The organism is Pseudomonas karstica (genome assembly GCF_009707515.1).
Taxonomy (GTDB): Bacteria; Pseudomonadota; Gammaproteobacteria; order Pseudomonadales; family Pseudomonadaceae; genus Aquipseudomonas; species Aquipseudomonas karstica.
Genome location: NZ_WLYI01000007.1, coordinates 24,192 through 41,711, shown reverse-complemented (window position 1 = coordinate 41,711; position 17,520 = coordinate 24,192). Strand labels below are relative to the sequence as shown.

13 protein-coding genes are annotated in these 17,520 nt (G+C 59.4%); 3 read left to right on the top strand and 10 right to left on the bottom strand.

Annotated elements, in window-relative coordinates; genetic code table 11:
• Positions 1–9: 9 nt before the first annotated feature.
• The 8 genes from cobF to GIR22_RS07035 form a co-directional block, all read right to left on the bottom strand.
• The gene (gene cobF / locus GIR22_RS07070; RefSeq protein WP_154742635.1) at positions 10–768 is read right to left on the bottom strand and encodes a precorrin-6A synthase (deacetylating); all 759 of its coding nucleotides are present in this window, start codon (positions 766–768) and stop codon (positions 10–12) included.
• A gap of 24 nt (positions 769–792) precedes the next feature.
• Entirely contained in the window at positions 793–1,395 is a 603-nt protein-coding gene (locus GIR22_RS07065; RefSeq protein WP_154742634.1) for a histidine phosphatase family protein, read from the bottom strand.
• Positions 1,396–1,523: 128 nt separating this feature from the next.
• Positions 1,524–1,946 (bottom strand): ANTAR domain-containing protein, encoded by a 423-nt coding sequence (locus tag GIR22_RS07060; RefSeq protein ID WP_154742633.1) that lies wholly within the window; start codon positions 1,944–1,946, stop codon positions 1,524–1,526.
• Positions 1,947–2,095: 149 nt separating this feature from the next.
• Complete coding sequence (locus GIR22_RS07055) at positions 2,096–5,710, bottom strand: transporter substrate-binding domain-containing protein (RefSeq protein ID WP_154742736.1); 3,615 nt, start codon at positions 5,708–5,710, stop codon at positions 2,096–2,098.
• A 37-nt stretch (positions 5,711–5,747) separates the two neighbouring features.
• Positions 5,748–6,380, bottom strand: a complete 633-nt coding sequence (locus tag GIR22_RS07050) for a response regulator transcription factor (RefSeq protein ID WP_154742632.1) — start codon at positions 6,378–6,380, stop codon at positions 5,748–5,750.
• 314 nt (positions 6,381–6,694) lie between these two features.
• Positions 6,695–7,411: an MgtC/SapB family protein gene (locus tag GIR22_RS07045; RefSeq protein ID WP_154742631.1), complete on the bottom strand. Its 717-nt coding sequence runs from the start codon at positions 7,409–7,411 to the stop codon at positions 6,695–6,697.
• A 488-nt stretch (positions 7,412–7,899) separates the two neighbouring features.
• Positions 7,900–9,234, bottom strand: a complete 1,335-nt coding sequence (locus GIR22_RS07040) for a lysine N(6)-hydroxylase/L-ornithine N(5)-oxygenase family protein (protein ID WP_154742630.1) — start codon at positions 9,232–9,234, stop codon at positions 7,900–7,902.
• A gap of 173 nt (positions 9,235–9,407) precedes the next feature.
• Complete coding sequence (locus GIR22_RS07035) at positions 9,408–9,890, bottom strand: sigma-70 family RNA polymerase sigma factor (protein WP_154742735.1); 483 nt, start codon at positions 9,888–9,890, stop codon at positions 9,408–9,410.
• A 269-nt stretch (positions 9,891–10,159) separates the two neighbouring features.
• Here GIR22_RS07035 and GIR22_RS07030 point away from each other — a divergent pair, with 269 nt between their 5' ends.
• The 3 genes from GIR22_RS07030 to GIR22_RS07020 are packed head-to-tail and all read left to right on the top strand — an operon-like array spanning position 10,160 to position 14,702.
• Positions 10,160–11,332 carry an efflux RND transporter periplasmic adaptor subunit gene (locus GIR22_RS07030; protein ID WP_154742629.1) on the top strand — a complete coding sequence of 391 codons (1,173 nt, stop codon included), beginning with the start codon at positions 10,160–10,162 and terminating at the stop codon, positions 11,330–11,332.
• Positions 11,333–13,306 (top strand): MacB family efflux pump subunit, encoded by a 1,974-nt coding sequence (locus GIR22_RS07025; RefSeq protein WP_154742628.1) that lies wholly within the window; start codon positions 11,333–11,335, stop codon positions 13,304–13,306.
• A gap of 7 nt (positions 13,307–13,313) precedes the next feature.
• A complete protein-coding gene (locus GIR22_RS07020; protein ID WP_154742734.1) occupies positions 13,314–14,702 on the top strand; it encodes an efflux transporter outer membrane subunit in 1,389 nt (462 codons plus the stop codon).
• Positions 14,703–14,717: 15 nt separating this feature from the next.
• Here GIR22_RS07020 and GIR22_RS07015 read toward each other — a convergent pair whose 3' ends face one another.
• Together GIR22_RS07015 and pvdP are read right to left on the bottom strand one after the other, a co-directional pair.
• Complete coding sequence (locus GIR22_RS07015; RefSeq protein ID WP_154742627.1) at positions 14,718–15,806, bottom strand: hypothetical protein; 1,089 nt, start codon at positions 15,804–15,806, stop codon at positions 14,718–14,720.
• Positions 15,807–15,893: 87 nt separating this feature from the next.
• Positions 15,894–17,498 (bottom strand): pyoverdine maturation tyrosinase PvdP, encoded by a 1,605-nt coding sequence (gene pvdP / locus GIR22_RS07010; RefSeq protein WP_154742626.1) that lies wholly within the window; start codon positions 17,496–17,498, stop codon positions 15,894–15,896.
• Between the last annotated feature and the right edge of the window lie 22 nt (positions 17,499–17,520).

Below are 17,520 nucleotides of genomic sequence, written 5' to 3'. Positions count from 1 at the left end.
GAGCAACCCCTAGGGCTTGCGCAATAAGTACGTGTCCATGATCCAACCATTGGCCTGGCGCGCCGCCTTGCGCACCCGCTCGATATCATCGGCCACCTCGGCTACCTTGCCGCTGATCAGGATTTCATCTGGCGTACCGAGGTAGGCACCCCAGTAGATGTGCATGTCCTGATCGGCCACGGTGCGGTAGGAATCTTCGGCATCCAGCATGACCACCAACGTATCGGCATCGCTGGCCTGCCCGGCTGCCAAACGACGCCCCGTGGTGATCTCGATGGAGCGACCAATGCGGTTCAACGGCACTTTATGCTGGGCCGCCAGGGCCTGGACACTGGTAATGCCGGGAATGACTTCAAACTCGAACACACAGCGGCCACTGTCAAGAATCGCCTGCAGAATACGGATGGTGCTGTCGTACAGGGCCGGGTCACCCCAGGCCAGGAACGCTCCGCACTCACCGTCAGCCATCTGCTCGTTGATCATGTGCTCGAAGGTCTGCTGCTTATCGCGGTTGAGGTCCTGGACGGCGGTGGTGTAGTCGATCTCGCCACGTACCCGCTCGGGGCAATCGGCCTCGACAAAGCGGTAAGCGTGACCGGCTTGGATATAGGTCTCGCAGATTTCCCGGCGCAGGTCGATCAGCTTGTCCTTGCTCTGCCCCTTGTCCATCAGGAAAAACACATCGGTACGGTTGAGCGCCTTTACCGCCTGCATGGTGATGTAGTCGGGGTTGCCGGCGCCAATGCCGATGATCAGGATGCTCTTCATGGGAAAGCCTTCATGGGGAAGTTCTCAGTGCGGAGGGCCGATTTTGCCATGTTCACACAAGTTGGTGGCGTGAGTTTCCAGGCGCAGGCGCCAGACACCGTTGAAACGCAGCTCAGTGGATGACAGCGGCTCCACATCGATCCGATTGAACATCGCCGGCGGGTACTGCATGACGTACAGCAATGCAGCACGGATCACAAAGGGGTGAGTGACCGCCAGTACATGCCCTGGAGTTTGCTCAAGGGAGCGTAACCATTGCCCTACCCGTTCGCACACCTGCGCTATGGATTCACCGCCGTGGGGCGCTGCCGAGATGTCCGTCAGCCAAGCCTGCAAGGCTTCAGGTTCGTGCTGCTGAACCTCGTCGACGCCCATCCCTTGCCAACGCCCGAAATCACAGTCACGCAAAGCCTCTTCCACCTGCGAGGCCTCGCCAAACAGTGCGGCCGTTTGCCGGGTTCGCGCCTCCGGGCCACACAGTAAACGAGGTGCACGCTTGAAACCCGTCGCCTGCGACAACATCGCCGGCTGCCACTCCTTCTCCAGCGGCTCATCCAGCGCAAACCGTGCCTGCTTTTGGGCCTGGGTGCTGGCGTGGGAAATAAGGGTCAAGCGCGTGGCCTGCATCGAAAGTTACCTGGGGATCAGAGGAAAGGAAGCATCCTGACACAGGAAGGTAGCGCCCTGCAGCCGCCTCGACGTGGGTGCCTGCCTAACCTGCAAAGCAACCCCAAGGGCATCGCGCCGAAGTGGGATTAGTTGGCCGAGCTGCGGGCCAACTCCCGCAGCCACGGCAACACCCGCAAACCAGCCAATGACGACGGTGGGTCGATAATATCCATGAAATGTTCAAGGTTGACGCTGTCCAGAGCGCCCGGCAATCGCACGACGAGTGAAGATGTTGCAGCGGCGCAGGCATTAAGCTCCTGATCGTCGTAGACCAGTACATGACGAACCTGCTGGAGGGTCATTATCTCGTCATCACCGGCTGCCAGGTCGGCGTTGAAAATCAACACGTCGAATGGTTCGGCAAGGACGGCCGTGAGAATCAACACTTCTTCAAAGGTTTGCACCGGGACGATGCGGTAATAGCCCAGATGGTTGAGTTTTTTTTCAATGTGCCGCCGTGACAAATGCTGTTTATCGGCAATCAGGATGGTCAGTGCTTTGTTTGGCATTGCAAACCCCTGAGCAAGCATCGCTTGGTGAAAGAAAGAGCACCCCATTCTCCAGACATATCCAGAAGACAAAATCAGCCTTTTTTCCATCTTGACGTAGGACGTATCCCAAACATCCCGAACAACTGTCGACAATGGCCGAGCGTCGGTCAATCCTGCTTGCAATAAGTGGATAAGGCGCACCGCAGATGATCAATGGCCTCGCCCACCCCTTCGACAGCTGCAGCCAACCCGTCACCGGATCGCCGTTCGCAGACGGCTTCCAATGCTTCACAACAGGTAATCAGTGCCTGAGCCTTGACCATGCACGCGCCCCCTTTGGTTCTATGCGCCAGGTCATGCAGCTTGGAAAACTCAGCCTCGGACTGCAGGGCTGCCAGTTGCACCCGGTCTGCCGCAAGGCTATCGAGCAGCGGCGCCAACAGTTCTTCAATCTCCTCGGCATTGCCACCTGTGAGTTTCATCAGCGTGCTCAAGCAAAAGCCCGGCGTGTTTGCCGGTATGCCAGGCTCAGCCACGGAGGGGCTGGCGGTACGGCCTGCCAATGCAGCGTGCAAGTCTTCAAGACCGGTGGGTTTAAACAGGCAGCCGTCCATTCCGGCCCGCAGGCAACGCTCGGTTTCTTCGGGTTGAGCGTTGGCAGTAAACCCCAGCAACAGGCACTGGGCCATGTTCCTCTCCCGCTCTTGGCAACGAATTTCCCGGGCCAACTCATAACCATCTTTAAGTGGCATATTGCAATCGGTGATGACCACATCAAAGGGTCCCGCCTGCCAACGTTCAAAACCCTCAGCCCCGTCCTCGGCGGTGGTAATTCGGTGCCCCAGAAAATTCAATTGCCGGGCCAGCAGCAGACGATTGGCGGGATAATCGTCCACTATCAGAATACTCAGCGCATGCGCCACAGGCGTGCCCAATGCTACCTGTGCGACCGAGGCAGGTGCGGATGCCGCAATGGCCAGGGACAACCTGACATCAACCCGCGTGCCCTGCCCGAGCACGCTGCTCAGTTGCAATTGCCCGCCCATCATCTGGCACAAGCTGCGGCTGATCACCAACCCCAGGCCGGAACCGCTGCGTGCCGACTGCTCGGTATTGCGGCCTTGGATAAACGGGCTGAACAAACGGGACTGATCCTCGCTGCAGATACCAATCCCGGTGTCCTCAACGCTCAGGCTCAGGTTCAGGTAGCCGTTATTCGCGGCGGGCGTTACGTCAGCCCTGAGCCGTACCTGGCCGGTGTCGGTGAACTTGATCGCGTTGCTCAACAGGTTGGACACCACCTGTTTGAAACGCATCGGATCAATCAGTACATGACGATCAATTCGCGTGTCCAGGTCCACCCGTAGCAGCAGTCCCTTGGCGCGGGCCAGCCCCTCGAAAATCCGGCTCACCGACTCCAGCAACTGCCGCAAGCTTGAAGGTTCCAGGGTCAAGGACAGGTGGCCGGATTCGATGCGAGCGATATCGAGGATGTCGCCGATCAACTCCAGCATGCCCCGCGATGCATCGGAGGCCACTTCCAGCGCATCACGGTCGACTCGCCCCTGTTCGGCATTTTTCAAGGCCAACTCAATCATGCCGATCACCGCGTTCATGGGCGTGCGGATTTCATGGCTCATGGTCGCCAGAAAGGTTGTCTTCGCTCGGTTGGCCGCATCGGCCCCCTCCTTGGCTTCCTGCAGCTGGCCCAGCAATTGCTGCCGTTCACTGACATCCACCCAGCCAGCAATCATGCCCACCACGTTTTCATCACCGTCACGGTAGGGCAGCATCCAGTGGTAAATAGTCAGGGTCACGCCCCCAGGGGCCTTGAGCACGCGATCACATATCTGCGGCTCACCTATTTCCATCAATCGCAGGTAGTCATCATGGTAGGCCTGGGCCTGGGGAAGATTGCCGGTATTCGTCTCGACCACGCTCTTGCCGATCACGTCCTCGAGCTTGAAACCGAACACATCCAGGTAAGCGCTGTTACACGCCATCAACCGCCCCAGGCGATCACGGACATAAATCGGATGGGGCGTGCCGTCGATCAGCACACTCATAAAGCGCATCTGATCACTCAATGCCCGCTCGGCCTGGGCACGCTTGCGAATCAGGCTGCGCAGGTAAATGGCCCAACCCAGGGTCACCACCAAGAGCAACCCGGCCAACGCGAAGCCCTGGATAATCGTAGCCCGATAGCGCCGCCAATAGCTGTCTTCAACCACCACGTCACTGCGCCAACGATTGGTCAACTCGTCCATTTCTTCCGGTGAAATGCTTAGCAGCGCCTTGTCCAGAATCGAATATAACTCCAGCGCCCCACGCCCCACGCCAAAAGAGATGCCCGCAGGTTCCGTACCCACAGTGCTGGTAATGTGCAATCGGTCTCGGTACTCACGAGAGATCATGTACCGGGCACTGATCAGCGAGTTGACGGCGGCATCCACATCACCATGGGCAACCAGGGCCATGGCGTGTGCCGCATCCTGTGCCGGTACCAATTGAACATGCGGAAAATAGTCGGTGATGTAGTCAGTCAAGCGGTTGCCCTGGATCAGGGCCAGACGTTTACCCGTCATGTCATCCAGTGTATCCGGGCTGCTGCGGGTGTTACGACTGATCAGCACAAAGGGGTTGGTCAGGTAGGGACGGGCAAAACGCAATTGCTCTTCGCGCTCCATGCTCGAGGTGATGGCAGCTACCATGTCCGCTTTGCCGGTGGCCACCCGCTGGACCATCTCCTCCACCGACTCTGCTTGCTGGACATCGAATGTCAAACCGGTACGCAGGCTGACCCTGGCCAGGACATCAGCGCTGATACCACTGAAGCGCCCTTCTCCATCAAAAAACGACAGCGGTAAATAACCCTCGTTGATCACCACTTTGATCTGGGGATGCGCCTTGATCCAGTGCTGTTCGGCCTTGCTGAAGTGCAGTGACTGGGTGCCCACCATACTGACACCGCCCGCACTCCAGCGCCGTAGAATAGCCACCCGTTCGTTTTCCGGGATCGCGGCCAGGGCACGGTTGACGATGCGCAGTAAGGGCTGGTCGCCGGCCGCTACGGCAAAACCAAAGCTGTTGAGTTCCATTTCAGAGAAATCAACCATCTTCACATTGTTCAGGTAGTTCTTGTTGATCAGATAGTTGGCACTGATGGAGTCCCCCAGGTAAACATCCGCTTGACCGAACGCCACTGCGCCCAAGGCACTCAGTGTCGAAGGATAGAGCTGCAAGTGCGCCTTGGGGTAAAACCTGCGCACCTGCTCTGGAGGTCGGTAGTGATAGAGCATCGCAATACGTTTTGCGGCCAGGCCCGGCATCAACGCGTTGGGCCCCAGGTTGCGATCAGCCAACACCGGCTGGTCCTGGGCATAGGCCTGGGTCATCGCCAGTTCCGGATCCGCCGCCTCAAAACCGTTGGCCGTGCCCACCAGGTCAACTTGGCCGTTCTTCAAGGCTTGCAACAACTCGGTGCGCGAGTCGTAGCAAAGCACCACAATATCAAGGTGTAACAACTGCCCCACCAGGGCCGCATAATCGGCGGTCAGTCCTTCCAGCTCCAGGCCATAGCGGCCCTGGATGGTGATATTGAACGGCGCATAGTCGGGAGAAGAAATACCCAGTTGCAGGCGATCTTTCTCTCTCAGCCAGCGCCAGTCCGCCTCATCCAGGTTGACCTTGTAATCCTCGACACTGGACCGGCCCAACAATTTCAACGTCGTGGGCTCGGCCAAGGCCGGGCCCACGGTGCACAGGGCAGCCAGCAACACCATCGCTGGCAGCCACCTACGTCGCAAGATGTTCACTCGATCAGATCAGATGATTGCGCTGGGCGAACTTGGACAAGTGCACCACGGATGACATCCGCAGCTTCTCCTTCAATCGGGTTTTATAAGTACTGATGGTCTTGTGGCTAAGCAGCATATCTTCGGCGATTTCTTTGTTACCCAGGCCCAGGGCCAGTTTCTGCAGCACCGTCAGTTCGCGATCCGAGAGCGCGGCCACCAGCTCCATCTCGGTGGATTGCAAATCGTCCCGACGTACCGAACTGGTAGGCAAGCTGGGAAAGCAACTGTAGTTGGACATGACGGCCTTGATGGCTTTTTGCAGCTCATCCAATTCGCCGGTCTTGGCCACAAACCCCATGGCACCGGCGCGCATGCAGCGGGTAGAAAAAAACACCGCCATATAGGATGTCAGCACCAGAATCTTGCAGGGCAAGCCCATTGCCTTGATTCGGTTGATCACCTCAAGGCCTCCCAGCTTCGGCATGGTCAAGTCGAGAATGATCAGGTCTGGTCGTTTTTCCCTGGCTATCTGCATGGCATCAGCGCCATTGCCTGCTTCGAAAATGTCGCTCTTGTCGAAACCTTCCTGCCTCAACAAGTACCTGACCGTTGCGCGAATAAATGGATGATCATCAACTATTAATGCTTTGCTCATGCGACTCCCCTGGGAAGACACCACACCTTATTGATTCCATCACTGACGGCTTGATGACTTCATCAAGGCGCCAACCCCCTTACACATCAAACAGAGCCTATCTATCTGTGAGAAATGGCAGTTCCAACGAACGGGGCTGCCTGGCGCCAAGGAAAACCAGATCAGGTCGGCCCTGTCCTATTGAAAGCACACCGCTTCCAGCCCAGACGAGGCTCAATCGCGCCACATTAACAATGGATGCAGCTTTCGGATGAAGGGGAACTCCTACGATAGCGTAGGATTTATCCCCATTAAGGCATGGCAGGGATCACGGATTATTCGGTGGTGCTCGGGCTCCAGAAGGCCTGCACTACTAGATGCGATGTCGAGATACGGGAAACCAGGGCATCCAATTCGTCACCATCCACCGAGGTCACGGCCAGGACTGCCTCGATTTCCACCTCATCGCTACCGAAAGGCCGCACGTCGACGTCACTGGCCGGGTAGTTGCAGCGCGCCAGCTCCGCCTCCAGCAAAGCCAGTACGGCCTTTTGCTGGGTACGGTGAGCGATTACGTAGAGGATGTTGGTGACCTCCGCAGACACCACATCCAACGGCTGGCGGTTGATGTTGTTGACGATCGGGCGCAACAAGGTATTGGCCGCCAGGATAAACAGCGTGCCCAACAACGCTTCGAGAATCAGGTCGGCACCGGCACAGGCGCCCACGGCCGCGGAGGCCCACAGAGTGGCGGCCGTATTCAGGCCGCGCACATTGCCTTCTTCACGCATGATCACGCCGGCACCGAGAAAGCCGATACCCGAGACCACATAGGCGATAACCCGTACCGCACCTTCCGCACCGCCCAGGCGGTTGGCCATGTCGACAAAAATCGCCGCTCCCACCGCCACCAGCACGTTGGTGCGCAACCCAGCAGTACGCTGGCGGTATTGACGTTCAAACCCGATCAGCCCGCCGAGGATGAACGCGGCACTGAGGCTGACCAGAGTGTCGACCAGGGAATTGAGGTTGATGTTGTTGATTGCTTGCATGGAAAACTCTTTTTAACACTGCAACAAATAGTGTAAGAACCAGGGGCACCCAGTTCTCGCTCGCACAAACTCAAGAGCGTCGCAGGCACGACAGCAGAAGCCCGCCTGGCACAAACGACAGGCGTGTATGTAGTAGCGCAATGCATGGCATCACGTACTGTTCAGCGTCGATGAGAGGGCAACGGACACAGGCCAGGACTGGCCGTGATAGGAATGCCGCTTCTCGCTTTTTGGCGAGACAACGGCACGGAAAAATGCGCGTTATCTTGCCAAGTAGGTGCCGGTTACCGAAACCGGCCGACAACTGTCACTCCAACAAGTACCCACTGAGGGTCTCCGCTATTGATGAAAACGCGCGAAGCTTACGCCCCGTTTTATGGAGAGTAAACCGTAGGAAAATTTACACAGAAAAATAATGAGTCGTAGCCGCTGTCGAGGCACGAGCCTGCGATGGGCTGCGAAGCGGCCCCGACGGCAGCTACAATTGCTCAACTGGCAGCGAGTAATACATCCCGTACCGTCCTGCCCTGCCCTCTGTTGCGGTCATGCTCATACAAAGACGCAGCGATCTCATCCGCCCGGATCGGCAGGATCGACAACAAGGTATCGCTCAAGCCATGACTGGCTTGGCTGAAGCCCTGCATGTAGATGCCCGCCTTACAGCGCTCATCCGTCGCCACCCGGTAATCCCGGCTGACGTCGAAATCACCCAGGTATTCCTGCAGCGGCGCCAGCAACTGGCGATGCATCTGCCGCTCGTACCCTGTGGCCAATACCACTGCATCGTAATGGTTGAGGCTGGTTTCCCCGGTGGCGTTATTGCGTAGGGTCAACTCGACACCCAAGGCGCTGGCACCAGCCTTCTCCACCGTGGTCAGGGTACGGAAAGCGTGACGGGCGATACCCGAGACCTTCTGGCGATAGAAAATGCCGTAGATACGCTCGATCAAGTCCAGGTCTACCACTGAGTAATTGGTGTTGTGGTACTCGTTGACCAGGCGTTCACGCTCGCTGTTGGCCTGCTGGAACACCAGGTCGGTGAACTCCGGCGAGAACACTTCGTTGACGAACGGGCTGTCATCGGCGGGCTTGAGGGCCGAGCCCCGCAGGATCATATCGACCTGTACTGACGGGAAGCTGTCATTGAGATCGATAAAAGCCTCGGCCGCGCTCTGGCCTGCGCCGATAATCGCGATGCGCATCGGCCGGCCTTCAACACAAGGCTGCTGGCTCATACGAGCCAGGTACTGGGAGTGATGGAACACTCGGCCATCGTCCTTGAGGCCCTTGAACGCAGGCGGAATACGCGGTGTACCGCCAGCGCTGACTACCACCGAGCGGGCGGTGCGCACCAGTTGCTCACCCTGGGTATTGCGGGAAATCACCCGCAGTGCCTCGACCTGCTGCTGATGCAGGATCGGCTCGATGGCCAACACTTCCTCACCGTAGCGGCTTTGCGCCTGGAACTGCCCGCTGACCCAGCGCAGGTAGTCGTTGTACTCCATGCGGCAGGGATAGAAGGTGCCCAGGTTGATGAAGTCCACCAGGCGACCATGGGCCTTGAGGTAGTTGACGAAGGAGTACGGGCTGGTGGGGTTGCGCAGGGTGACCAGATCCTTGAGAAAGGAAATCTGCAATTCACTCTGGGTGACCAGGGTATTGCCGTGCCAGCGGTAGTCGACCTGCTTGTCGAGAAACAGCACATCCAGTTTGCCTTGGGCCTTCTCACGCTCTTGCAGGGCGATGGCCAGCGCCAGGTTCGAGGGGCCGAAACCGATACCAATCAGGTCGTGAACCGCGGGCGATGCAATAGCCTGTGTCATTCCAGTGTCCTCTGGATAAGCCCCGTGGCAATGGGGCAGGAAAGCTCAGAGACCTGCCGCGAGTGTCTTGTCTCGTCAAAAAAGGATCGCATTCAAGAGACAGGACACTGGAACACCAGGTCGTGTGTTGATAGGAAACGAGGACAACCAAACAAAATTTAGCCGCAAGGCGATCAGTGCGCGTCCCACTCACGCATCCGCCCCCGACAATGCTTCATGGCATTGACGATGTGCTTTTCCACCAGGCTGCGGGAAATACCCAGGCGCTCGGCGATTTCCTGGTGAGACAAGCCTTCCAGCTTGCGCAGCAGGAAACTGTCACGACAGGCCGCCGGCAACTGCGCCAAGGCACGCTCCAGCATATCCAGGCGTTGGCCGTGATCCAGGCAGGCCTGAGGGGAGACCGTGGAGAAGCGCTCCTCGTTATCCAGCACGTCCAGGGGTTCCACTTGGCGCAGTGCATTGCGCCGGTGGCCGTCGATCACCAGGTTCAGGGCTGTGCGATAAAGGAAGGCCCGGGGCTGCTCAATCGGTGTATCGCTGGCACGCTCCAGCACTCGCACATAAGCGTCATGCACCACATCCTCGGCCACCTGACGGTTGCCCAGCTTGGCGTTAAGGAAACACACCAGCTCGCGATAGTAGTTTTCCAACAGGGCTCCCGACCGCCTGCAGGGCGGCATTACCTCTTTGAGTGCAAAGACCGCAACCGATTCCAGGACACGTCCCGATGATGGCAGTTTGAATACGTGTAATTTATAGTAATTCTCATCTAGTTTTAAAGAAGACTTGTATCAACGGCCCATTTATTTCTCTGCGACACCTGTAACCACATATGTAACAGCCTAAATCGCCGGGCATTTTTCTCGTTTACCTTGCAGCTTCCCGCACCTGCGGCCCGATTTTTCCTGGCTGGAACCTAAGCATGCAACGTCCTCGACCCGCCCGACGCGCCCTGCTTGTCATTACGTGCCTGGTCCCTGTTATCGCCCTCGCCGCCTGGCAGGTCCTGCCACCGGGCCGGGACAACCTGGCGACCGTCACCGTGACCCGTGGCGATATCGAAAGCAGCGTCACCGCCCTGGGTACCCTGCAACCGCGACGCTACGTTGACGTCGGTGCCCAGGCGTCCGGGCAGATCCAGCAAATCCATGTAGAGGCAGGCGACGAGGTCAAGGAAGGCCAACTGCTGGTGGAGATCGACCCGTCCACCCAAAAGGCCAAACTGGACGCCAGCCGCTACGCCATCGAAAACCTGCAGGCCCAGTTGCAGGAGCAGCGGGCCCAGCATGAACTGGCACGGCAGAAGTACCAGCGCCAGCAAAAGCTCGCGGCACGAAACGCTACCCGTGAAGAGGACGTGCAAACCGCCAAGGCCGAACTGAGCGCTACCCGGGCCAGGGTCGACATGTTCCAGGCGCAGATCCGCCAGGCCCGGGCCAGCTTGCGCAGCGATGAAGCAGAGCTTGGCTACACCCGCATTTACGCGCCCATGAGCGGTACCGTGGTGGCGGTGGATGCCCGGGAAGGCCAGACCCTCAATGCCCAGCAACAGACTCCCTTGATCCTGCGCATCGCCAAGCTGTCACCGATGACCGTCTGGGCCGAGGTGTCCGAAGCCGATATTGGCCACGTCAAACCCGGCATGCACGCCTACTTCACCACCCTCAGTGGCGGAACCCGACGCTGGACCAGCACCGTGCGGCAGATACTGCCGGTACCGCCCAAGCCCCTCAACGAGGCCAGCCAGGGCAGCGGCAGCCCCGCCAGCAGCAGTAAAAGCGGGAGCGGGCGCGTGGTGCTGTACACCGTGCTGCTGGATGTAGATAACCCGGATCACGCGCTGATGGCCGAAATGACCACTCAGGTGTTCTTCGTCGCTGGCCGTGTGCAAAACGTCTTGACCGCACCGGTCGCTGCCTTCAAGGGCGCTATTGGGGTCGACCGGCAACAGGCACGGGTGGTGGCCAGAAATGGCGATATCGAACAGCGTCAGGTACGCACCGGCCTCAGCGATCGGCTGCGGACCCAGGTGCTTGAAGGGCTCGCCGAAGGCGAACACCTGCTGATCGGCCCCACCGCCCATAGCGGAGGTTGAATGCAAACGCCCTTGATCACCCTGTCGGGCATTCGAAAGTCCTACGGCGGTGGCGATGCGCCGCTGGTGGAGGTACTGCGCGGGATTGATATGTCGATCCACGCGGGCGAGTTTGTCGCCATTGTCGGGGCCTCCGGTTCCGGCAAATCAACCTTGATGAATATCCTCGGCTGTCTCGACCGACCCACCAGCGGCGAGTACCTGTTTGCCGGGGAAAACGTCGCACAACTGGACAGTGACGAACTGGCCTGGCTACGACGCGAGGCCTTCGGCTTCGTGTTCCAGGGATACCACCTGATCCCTGCCGCGTCGGCCCGGGAAAACGTCGAGATGCCGGCCATCTATGCCGGCACTCCCGTCGCCGAGCGCCACGCCCGGGCCACCGCCCTGCTGGAACGCCTGGGCCTGGGCGAGCGTACCGGCAATCGCCCGCATCAATTGTCCGGAGGCCAGCAACAACGGGTGTCGATTGCCCGCGCCTTGATGAACGGTGGCCACATCATTCTTGCCGACGAGCCCACCGGGGCCCTCGACAGCCACAGCGGCGCCGAAGTCATGGCGCTGCTGGACGAACTGGCTGCCCAAGGCCATGTGGTAATCCTGATTACCCACGACCGCGAAGTCGCGGCACGGGCCAAGCGCGTCATCGAGATTCGCGACGGCCTGATCATCAGCGACACCGCGGCCAACAACCCACAAGTGCAACACAGCGCCAACACCGACGCCCTGCAAGCCGTCGACCTGCGCCAGCGCCTGGCGGATGGCAGCGAGCACAACGGCGCCTGGAAAGGCGAGTTGGTGGACGCCGTACACGCGGCCTGGCGCGTGATGTGGATCAACCGCTTCCGTACCGCGCTGACGCTGCTGGGCATTGTCATTGGCGTGGCCTCGGTGGTGGTGATGCTGGCCGTCGGCGAAGGCAGTAAACGCCAGGTCATGGCGCAGATGGGGGCGTTTGGCTCGAACATTCTCTACCTCAGCGGCCAGTCCCCCAGCCCGCGGGCGCCCCGGGGTATCGTCAGCCTGACCGATGTCGCCGCCGTGGCCATGTTGCCCCAGGTCAAAATGATCATGCCGGTCAATGGTGCCCAGGCCACGGTGCGCTTTGGCAATGCCGACCACGCCAGTTATGTCGGTGGCAACGGCATCAATTTCCCGGAAATCTTCAATTGGCCCGTGGTCGAGGGCAGCTACTTCACCCAGACTGACGAAGACAGCGCCACCGCCGTGGCGGTGATCGGCAAGAAAGTACGGGACAAGTTGCTCAAGGATTTCAGCGACCCTATCGGCCAATACATCCTGATCGAGAACGTCCCGTTCCAAGTCATCGGCGTGCTCCAGGAAAAAGGCGCCAGCTCCGGCGACCAGGACAGCGACGACCGGATTGCCGTGCCCTACTCCGCCGCCAGCATTCGCCTGTTCGGCAGCCAGGACCCGCAGTACGTGGCCATCGCGGCCGCCGACGCCTCTCAAGTCAAACAGACCGAACAGGCCATCGACGAATTGATGTTGAGCTTGCACAGCGGCCGGCGAGATTTCGTGGTGACCAACTACGCGGCAATGATCCAGGCCGAGGCCCGCACGCAGAATACCCTGTCGCTGATGCTCGGCTCGATTGCCGCCATTTCCTTGCTGGTGGGCGGGATCGGCGTGATGAATATCATGTTGATGACCGTACGCGAACGCACCCGGGAAATCGGCATCCGCATGGCCACCGGCGCTCGTCAACGGGACATCCTGCGCCAGTTCCTCACCGAAGCCGTGATGCTTTCGGTGGTCGGCGGCCTGTGTGGTGTCGCCCTGGCCATGATGGTGGGCGGTGTACTGATACTCGCCGAAGTGGCGGTGCAATTTTCCCTGGCGGCAGTGCTCGGTGCCTTTTGCTGTGCACTGGTCACCGGCGTGGTGTTCGGCTTCATGCCAGCCCGCAAAGCCGCCCAGCTTGATCCGGTAAAGGCGTTGACCAGTGAATAAACGATCCATGAGCTCACACCTGTCCCTGCTCAGCCTGTGCCTACTGCTCAACGCCTGCACCGGCACCGCACCGTCTTCCGAGACCAGCATCGCGCCGCCTGCAGCCTGGCAATTCGCCGAGCGCCAGGCAAACCAGTCCACTAACACGCAATGGTGGACACAGTTTGGCAGCCTGCAACTGAACCGCCTGATCGACCAGGCCCGCCGCGACAGCTACGACGTGGCGGCCGCCATGGCCCGGGTGCGCCAGGCCCAGGCCAGCGCCGTGATTGCCGGGGCGCCGCTGTTGCCGGAGCTGGGTTTGAACCTCAAGGCCAACCGCCAGAAACGCATCAGCGGCAGTAGCACCTCCGATACGTCTGACACCAGCAGCACCCTCAACAGCTACAGCGCCAATCTCACGGCCAGCTATGAAGTGGACTTCTGGGGTGGCCGCGCGGCCGCCCGCGACAGCGCACTGCAGAGCGTGCGCGCCAGTGAGTTTGATCAAGCCACAGTAGAACTGACCTTGCTCAGCAACGTCGCCGACCGCTATGCACAGGCCTTGTCGGCGCTACAACGCAGGCAGATTGCCGAACTGAACCTGGCCAACGCACGCAACGTCCTGGGCCTGGTGCAAACCCGCTACGACGCGGGCTCAGCCACCGCCCTGGAACTGGCCCAGCAGAAAAGCCTGGTGGCCAGCCAGCAACGGCAACTGCCGCTGATTCAACAATTGGCCGAGGAGTCCCGAATCACCCTGGCCGCCCTGCTGGGCCAGCCGGTGCAGGCGCTGAACCTGGGTACCGAGGGTTTCCAGGCCCTGACTTGGCCGAGCATCGACGCCGGGGTCCCCAGCGAACTGTTGCGCCGTCGCCCCGACATTGCCCGCGCCGAGGCGCAACTGGCGGCGGCACGAGCCGATGTCAGCGTGGCCCGGGCGGCGATGTTGCCGACAGTGACCCTGGGGGCGTCGTTGGGGACAGGGTCGAGCACGGTGGCGGATGTGTTGCGCAGCCCGTTCTACACCCTCACTTCGGGATTGGTGGGGCCGGTCTTCAATAACGGTCGCCTGGGCGCGGAGCGGGATCGAGCCACAGCACGGCAGGAAGAGTTGCTCGAAGTTTATCGTGGGTCGATTGTTAACGGGTTTGCCGATGTAGAGAAGGCACTGAGCAGCATTACCGGACTGGACCAGCAGCGCCAGTGGCAAGGCGAGGAGTTGCGGCAGGCACAGGCCGCGTTTGAGATAGCTCAAAGCCGTTATGAAGCCGGGGCGGAGGATTGGCTGACGGTACTGGAAACACAACGGACTTTGTATGCAGCGCAAGATTTGAATGTGCAACTGCGCTTGGCGCGGATACAGGCGAGCGTTGCCTTGTACAAGGCACTTGGGGGTGGGTGGCGAATGCTGTAGTTCGCCACAGGGCAATCACCCTACCTCTGCGCCCTGCTCCTTTGCGAAGCTCAGGAATTCAGCGTCTGCGTGCCACAGCGAACGCAGCTTTACAAGCGTCTTGCCGGCGGGCTTCAACACCTTCAGCTCTTCAATCGCTTTCTCCCACCAGAGCAGCCTGCAGGCTTTAAGGTAGACGCACTGTTTTGCTTGCTTGCCCAAAAGATAGAACTTGGCAACCTTTCGGGAGGCCTCGCTTTGATCCTTGAATGTCCACTTCAAGCGCAATCTGTTAAAGATCGAGTTCCTGGGAAGGTAGTTTGGAACCGAATGCGTCATTTGTGGCAGGCCATCGCGATAGGCTTCACCGTTTTCGTCAAAAAACACGTTGAACATTGCATGGTGGAAGCGCTTCACCGAAAAGTAGTGATTGATACAGTCCTTGGCTTCGACGACCTTTCTCCCGTCCAGCATGAAGGACATTGCAATTTGCTCAATGGTTATCAGTGTTGCGCCATGGTGAGCCCATTGGTCAATCAGGCCAATAGCGCCTTCAAGAATGCCTGCGTTGGCCTTGGTCATCCCACAGATCCCGCTGTTGAAGAGCTTCAGGGATGGCGCCGGCGCCTGATTCCTGAGGACCATTTCCTCGGCAAATGCGCGGTACTCCGAACGCTGAGAGCCTTCAGCCCAGTCCCACTCAAGCTCATCCATCAGGAACTGGGCATCGGTGACCCTCCCGAAAAGCTCGGAGGGGTCCTTGAGGAAGACAGTGTCGGTATCGATGAATATGGTCTTGTTGGCCAACTGAACACCGGCCTGGATAGCGCAGGCCTTACGTCGATGATGATAACCACCGTTTCCTTGCCAGGCATCGAGCGTTTCAGCATCAAGAGCCAGCACGGTCACCGGCCAGCCACGAAACTCATCCGGTTGATCCGTCATCACGGTAATGGTGAAACTGGCGGGATCCTTCCTGTGGCGCAGCGCCGACAAAATGCTGAATTTTGCTTCGTGCCGGTAAACCGTCTTGTCGCCATACAACAGGTAGAGGAGTTGATTCGAAAGCATAATCCATAACGCCGAATTGAGTTCGCGCCCATAATGAAAGAGATCTGAACCCATCATTGTTACATTATTTAAAGTCCAACTACTAACCTCGACCTACGGCAACGGCTGACAAAAGACGTTTTACCGAACAGGCCCCACCGCCTAAACCTTCAAGTGCCGCGCATACCACGGCCGCCGTGGCACCTTGCGAAACAGACTCTTGACCGTTTCTTCATCCCCAAAGGTAATCCGCAACGCCAACTTCATCGTCTCCGGGTCCATCTCCATCGAGCGCCCCTCCTGCAACCCCGGCGTGGTACTGCACCCATGGGTGTCCGGCCCCAACCACGGATCACCCACTTCCACCCAGCGCCCTGGCGCAAACCATGGCACCCCATTCACCTCAAGGCGCTGAACCTCACCGGAGTGAAACCGCTCATGGGCGCGAAACCAATCCTCGACCCGATCATCAATCCACCCATGAAAATGCCAGAACACCGGGTTCACATGAGATGAAAACGGGTCCCCGAGAAAATCATTCTGCGGCCCAAACCAGCGCCCGGCAAAGTCCGCCGGATCACGGGCCAATGGTGCCGGTGCGCCATTGGATGGATCTCGCGCAACCGAAGCCCAGCGCATATGCAGCCAGTCGTGCAACCCCAGCTCCACTTCCGAGCCAAACTGCCCCAAGGTCATGCGCGACAGATAAGCCGGATCCCGATACTGCGACTCCCACACCTGAAAGTTGCTGCCATACGTCTCGGCACTTTTGATATCGCTGACCCACTGGGTAAAGGTGTCATCCCCGGAAGAAACCCAGGTCGGCGGCACCGAAAAACCGTCGTAATTATCGAAGTAACGAATAAACCCCAAGCGATCGCGCGCAAGTTCCGGCTGCGGCAAGGGAAAGCGCGGCCAGGACGGTAGATCCTGCATCGAACGCGCCGTCCTCAACATATGCCGGTGCATGAAAAAGAAATCGACTCCCGAGCCATTGCGGTCCTTGCGCGGCCCGCGAGCATCGCGTTCACGGTCCCGAGGGCCCGGCTGCCAGCCGATACCTCGCAGGGCGTCACGCTTGTTTTCGGGCAGCTTGTGCCACTTGTCCCGGGAGGCATGCCACAGCTGGTGAAACAGCCGATGCTGCGGGGCAACCAGCCAGGTTTCCAGGGTTGGGTTGAGCGGCGCTCGCTCACGAGCTTCGGGGAACAACCGCTTGATAGCCACAAAGCGGTGATCTTCCTCTGGCAAGTCGAGGGCGCGATCCATACGCAGCACACGACCGCTGAGGGATGCGGTGCCGGCATTGCCGAAGGCCGCCCAGACTTCATCAAGGGTCGCCACAAACTGATAACGCGTCATTGCGCCATGGTTGTCCACCAGCCGCCAACTGATTTGCCCTTGCTTGACGTCAGCCATGTCGCCCAGCACCTCATAGCGAGGCGCCGTGCCTGAGCGCAGCACCTCGGCATGGTCCAGATAACCACGTATTCCACGCCCGCGCGCAGCCACGTCGAGCAGCAGTTCCAACCCCTCGAGAGGCACACCATCAAGCCCGGCATCGCGCCCTTCGAGACGAATATCCCAGACACCCCGCAGGGTATTGGCCATCTGCTGGCCAGCCGTGTCCGGCAGCTCCACCGTGGCCTCACCCGGCGTAATAGGCTCGTCCGGTAGCGTCAATTGACGGTGGGCGTAATAGGCGGCTGGCACTGCCGCGCCGGTCAGTGCCAGGCCCGCGATGAAGCCTCGTCGAGAAATCGTCATTGCCCTACCTGTGTCAGCCATG

Excerpts from the sequence above, each read along its gene's own strand:
- GIR22_RS07055 (WP_154742736.1), bottom strand. The coding sequence starts at position 5,710 with ATGGTGTTGCTGGCTGCCCTGTGCACCGTGGGCCCGGCCTTGGCCGAG.
- GIR22_RS07025 (WP_154742628.1), top strand. The coding sequence starts at position 11,333 with ATGCAAACGCCCTTGATCACCCTGTCGGGCATTCGAAAGTCCTACGGC.
- GIR22_RS07020 (WP_154742734.1), top strand. The coding sequence starts at position 13,314 with ATGAGCTCACACCTGTCCCTGCTCAGCCTGTGCCTACTGCTCAACGCC.
- GIR22_RS07060 (WP_154742633.1), bottom strand. The coding sequence starts at position 1,946 with ATGCCAAACAAAGCACTGACCATCCTGATTGCCGATAAACAGCATTTG.
- cobF (WP_154742635.1), bottom strand. The coding sequence starts at position 768 with ATGAAGAGCATCCTGATCATCGGCATTGGCGCCGGCAACCCCGACTAC.
- GIR22_RS07045 (WP_154742631.1), bottom strand. The coding sequence starts at position 7,411 with ATGCAAGCAATCAACAACATCAACCTCAATTCCCTGGTCGACACTCTG.
- pvdP (WP_154742626.1), bottom strand. The coding sequence starts at position 17,498 with ATGACGATTTCTCGACGAGGCTTCATCGCGGGCCTGGCACTGACCGGC.
- GIR22_RS07065 (WP_154742634.1), bottom strand. The coding sequence starts at position 1,395 with ATGCAGGCCACGCGCTTGACCCTTATTTCCCACGCCAGCACCCAGGCC.
- GIR22_RS07040 (WP_154742630.1), bottom strand. The coding sequence starts at position 9,234 with ATGACACAGGCTATTGCATCGCCCGCGGTTCACGACCTGATTGGTATC.
- GIR22_RS07015 (WP_154742627.1), bottom strand. The coding sequence starts at position 15,806 with ATGGGTTCAGATCTCTTTCATTATGGGCGCGAACTCAATTCGGCGTTA.
- GIR22_RS07030 (WP_154742629.1), top strand. The coding sequence starts at position 10,160 with ATGCAACGTCCTCGACCCGCCCGACGCGCCCTGCTTGTCATTACGTGC.
- GIR22_RS07050 (WP_154742632.1), bottom strand. The coding sequence starts at position 6,380 with ATGAGCAAAGCATTAATAGTTGATGATCATCCATTTATTCGCGCAACG.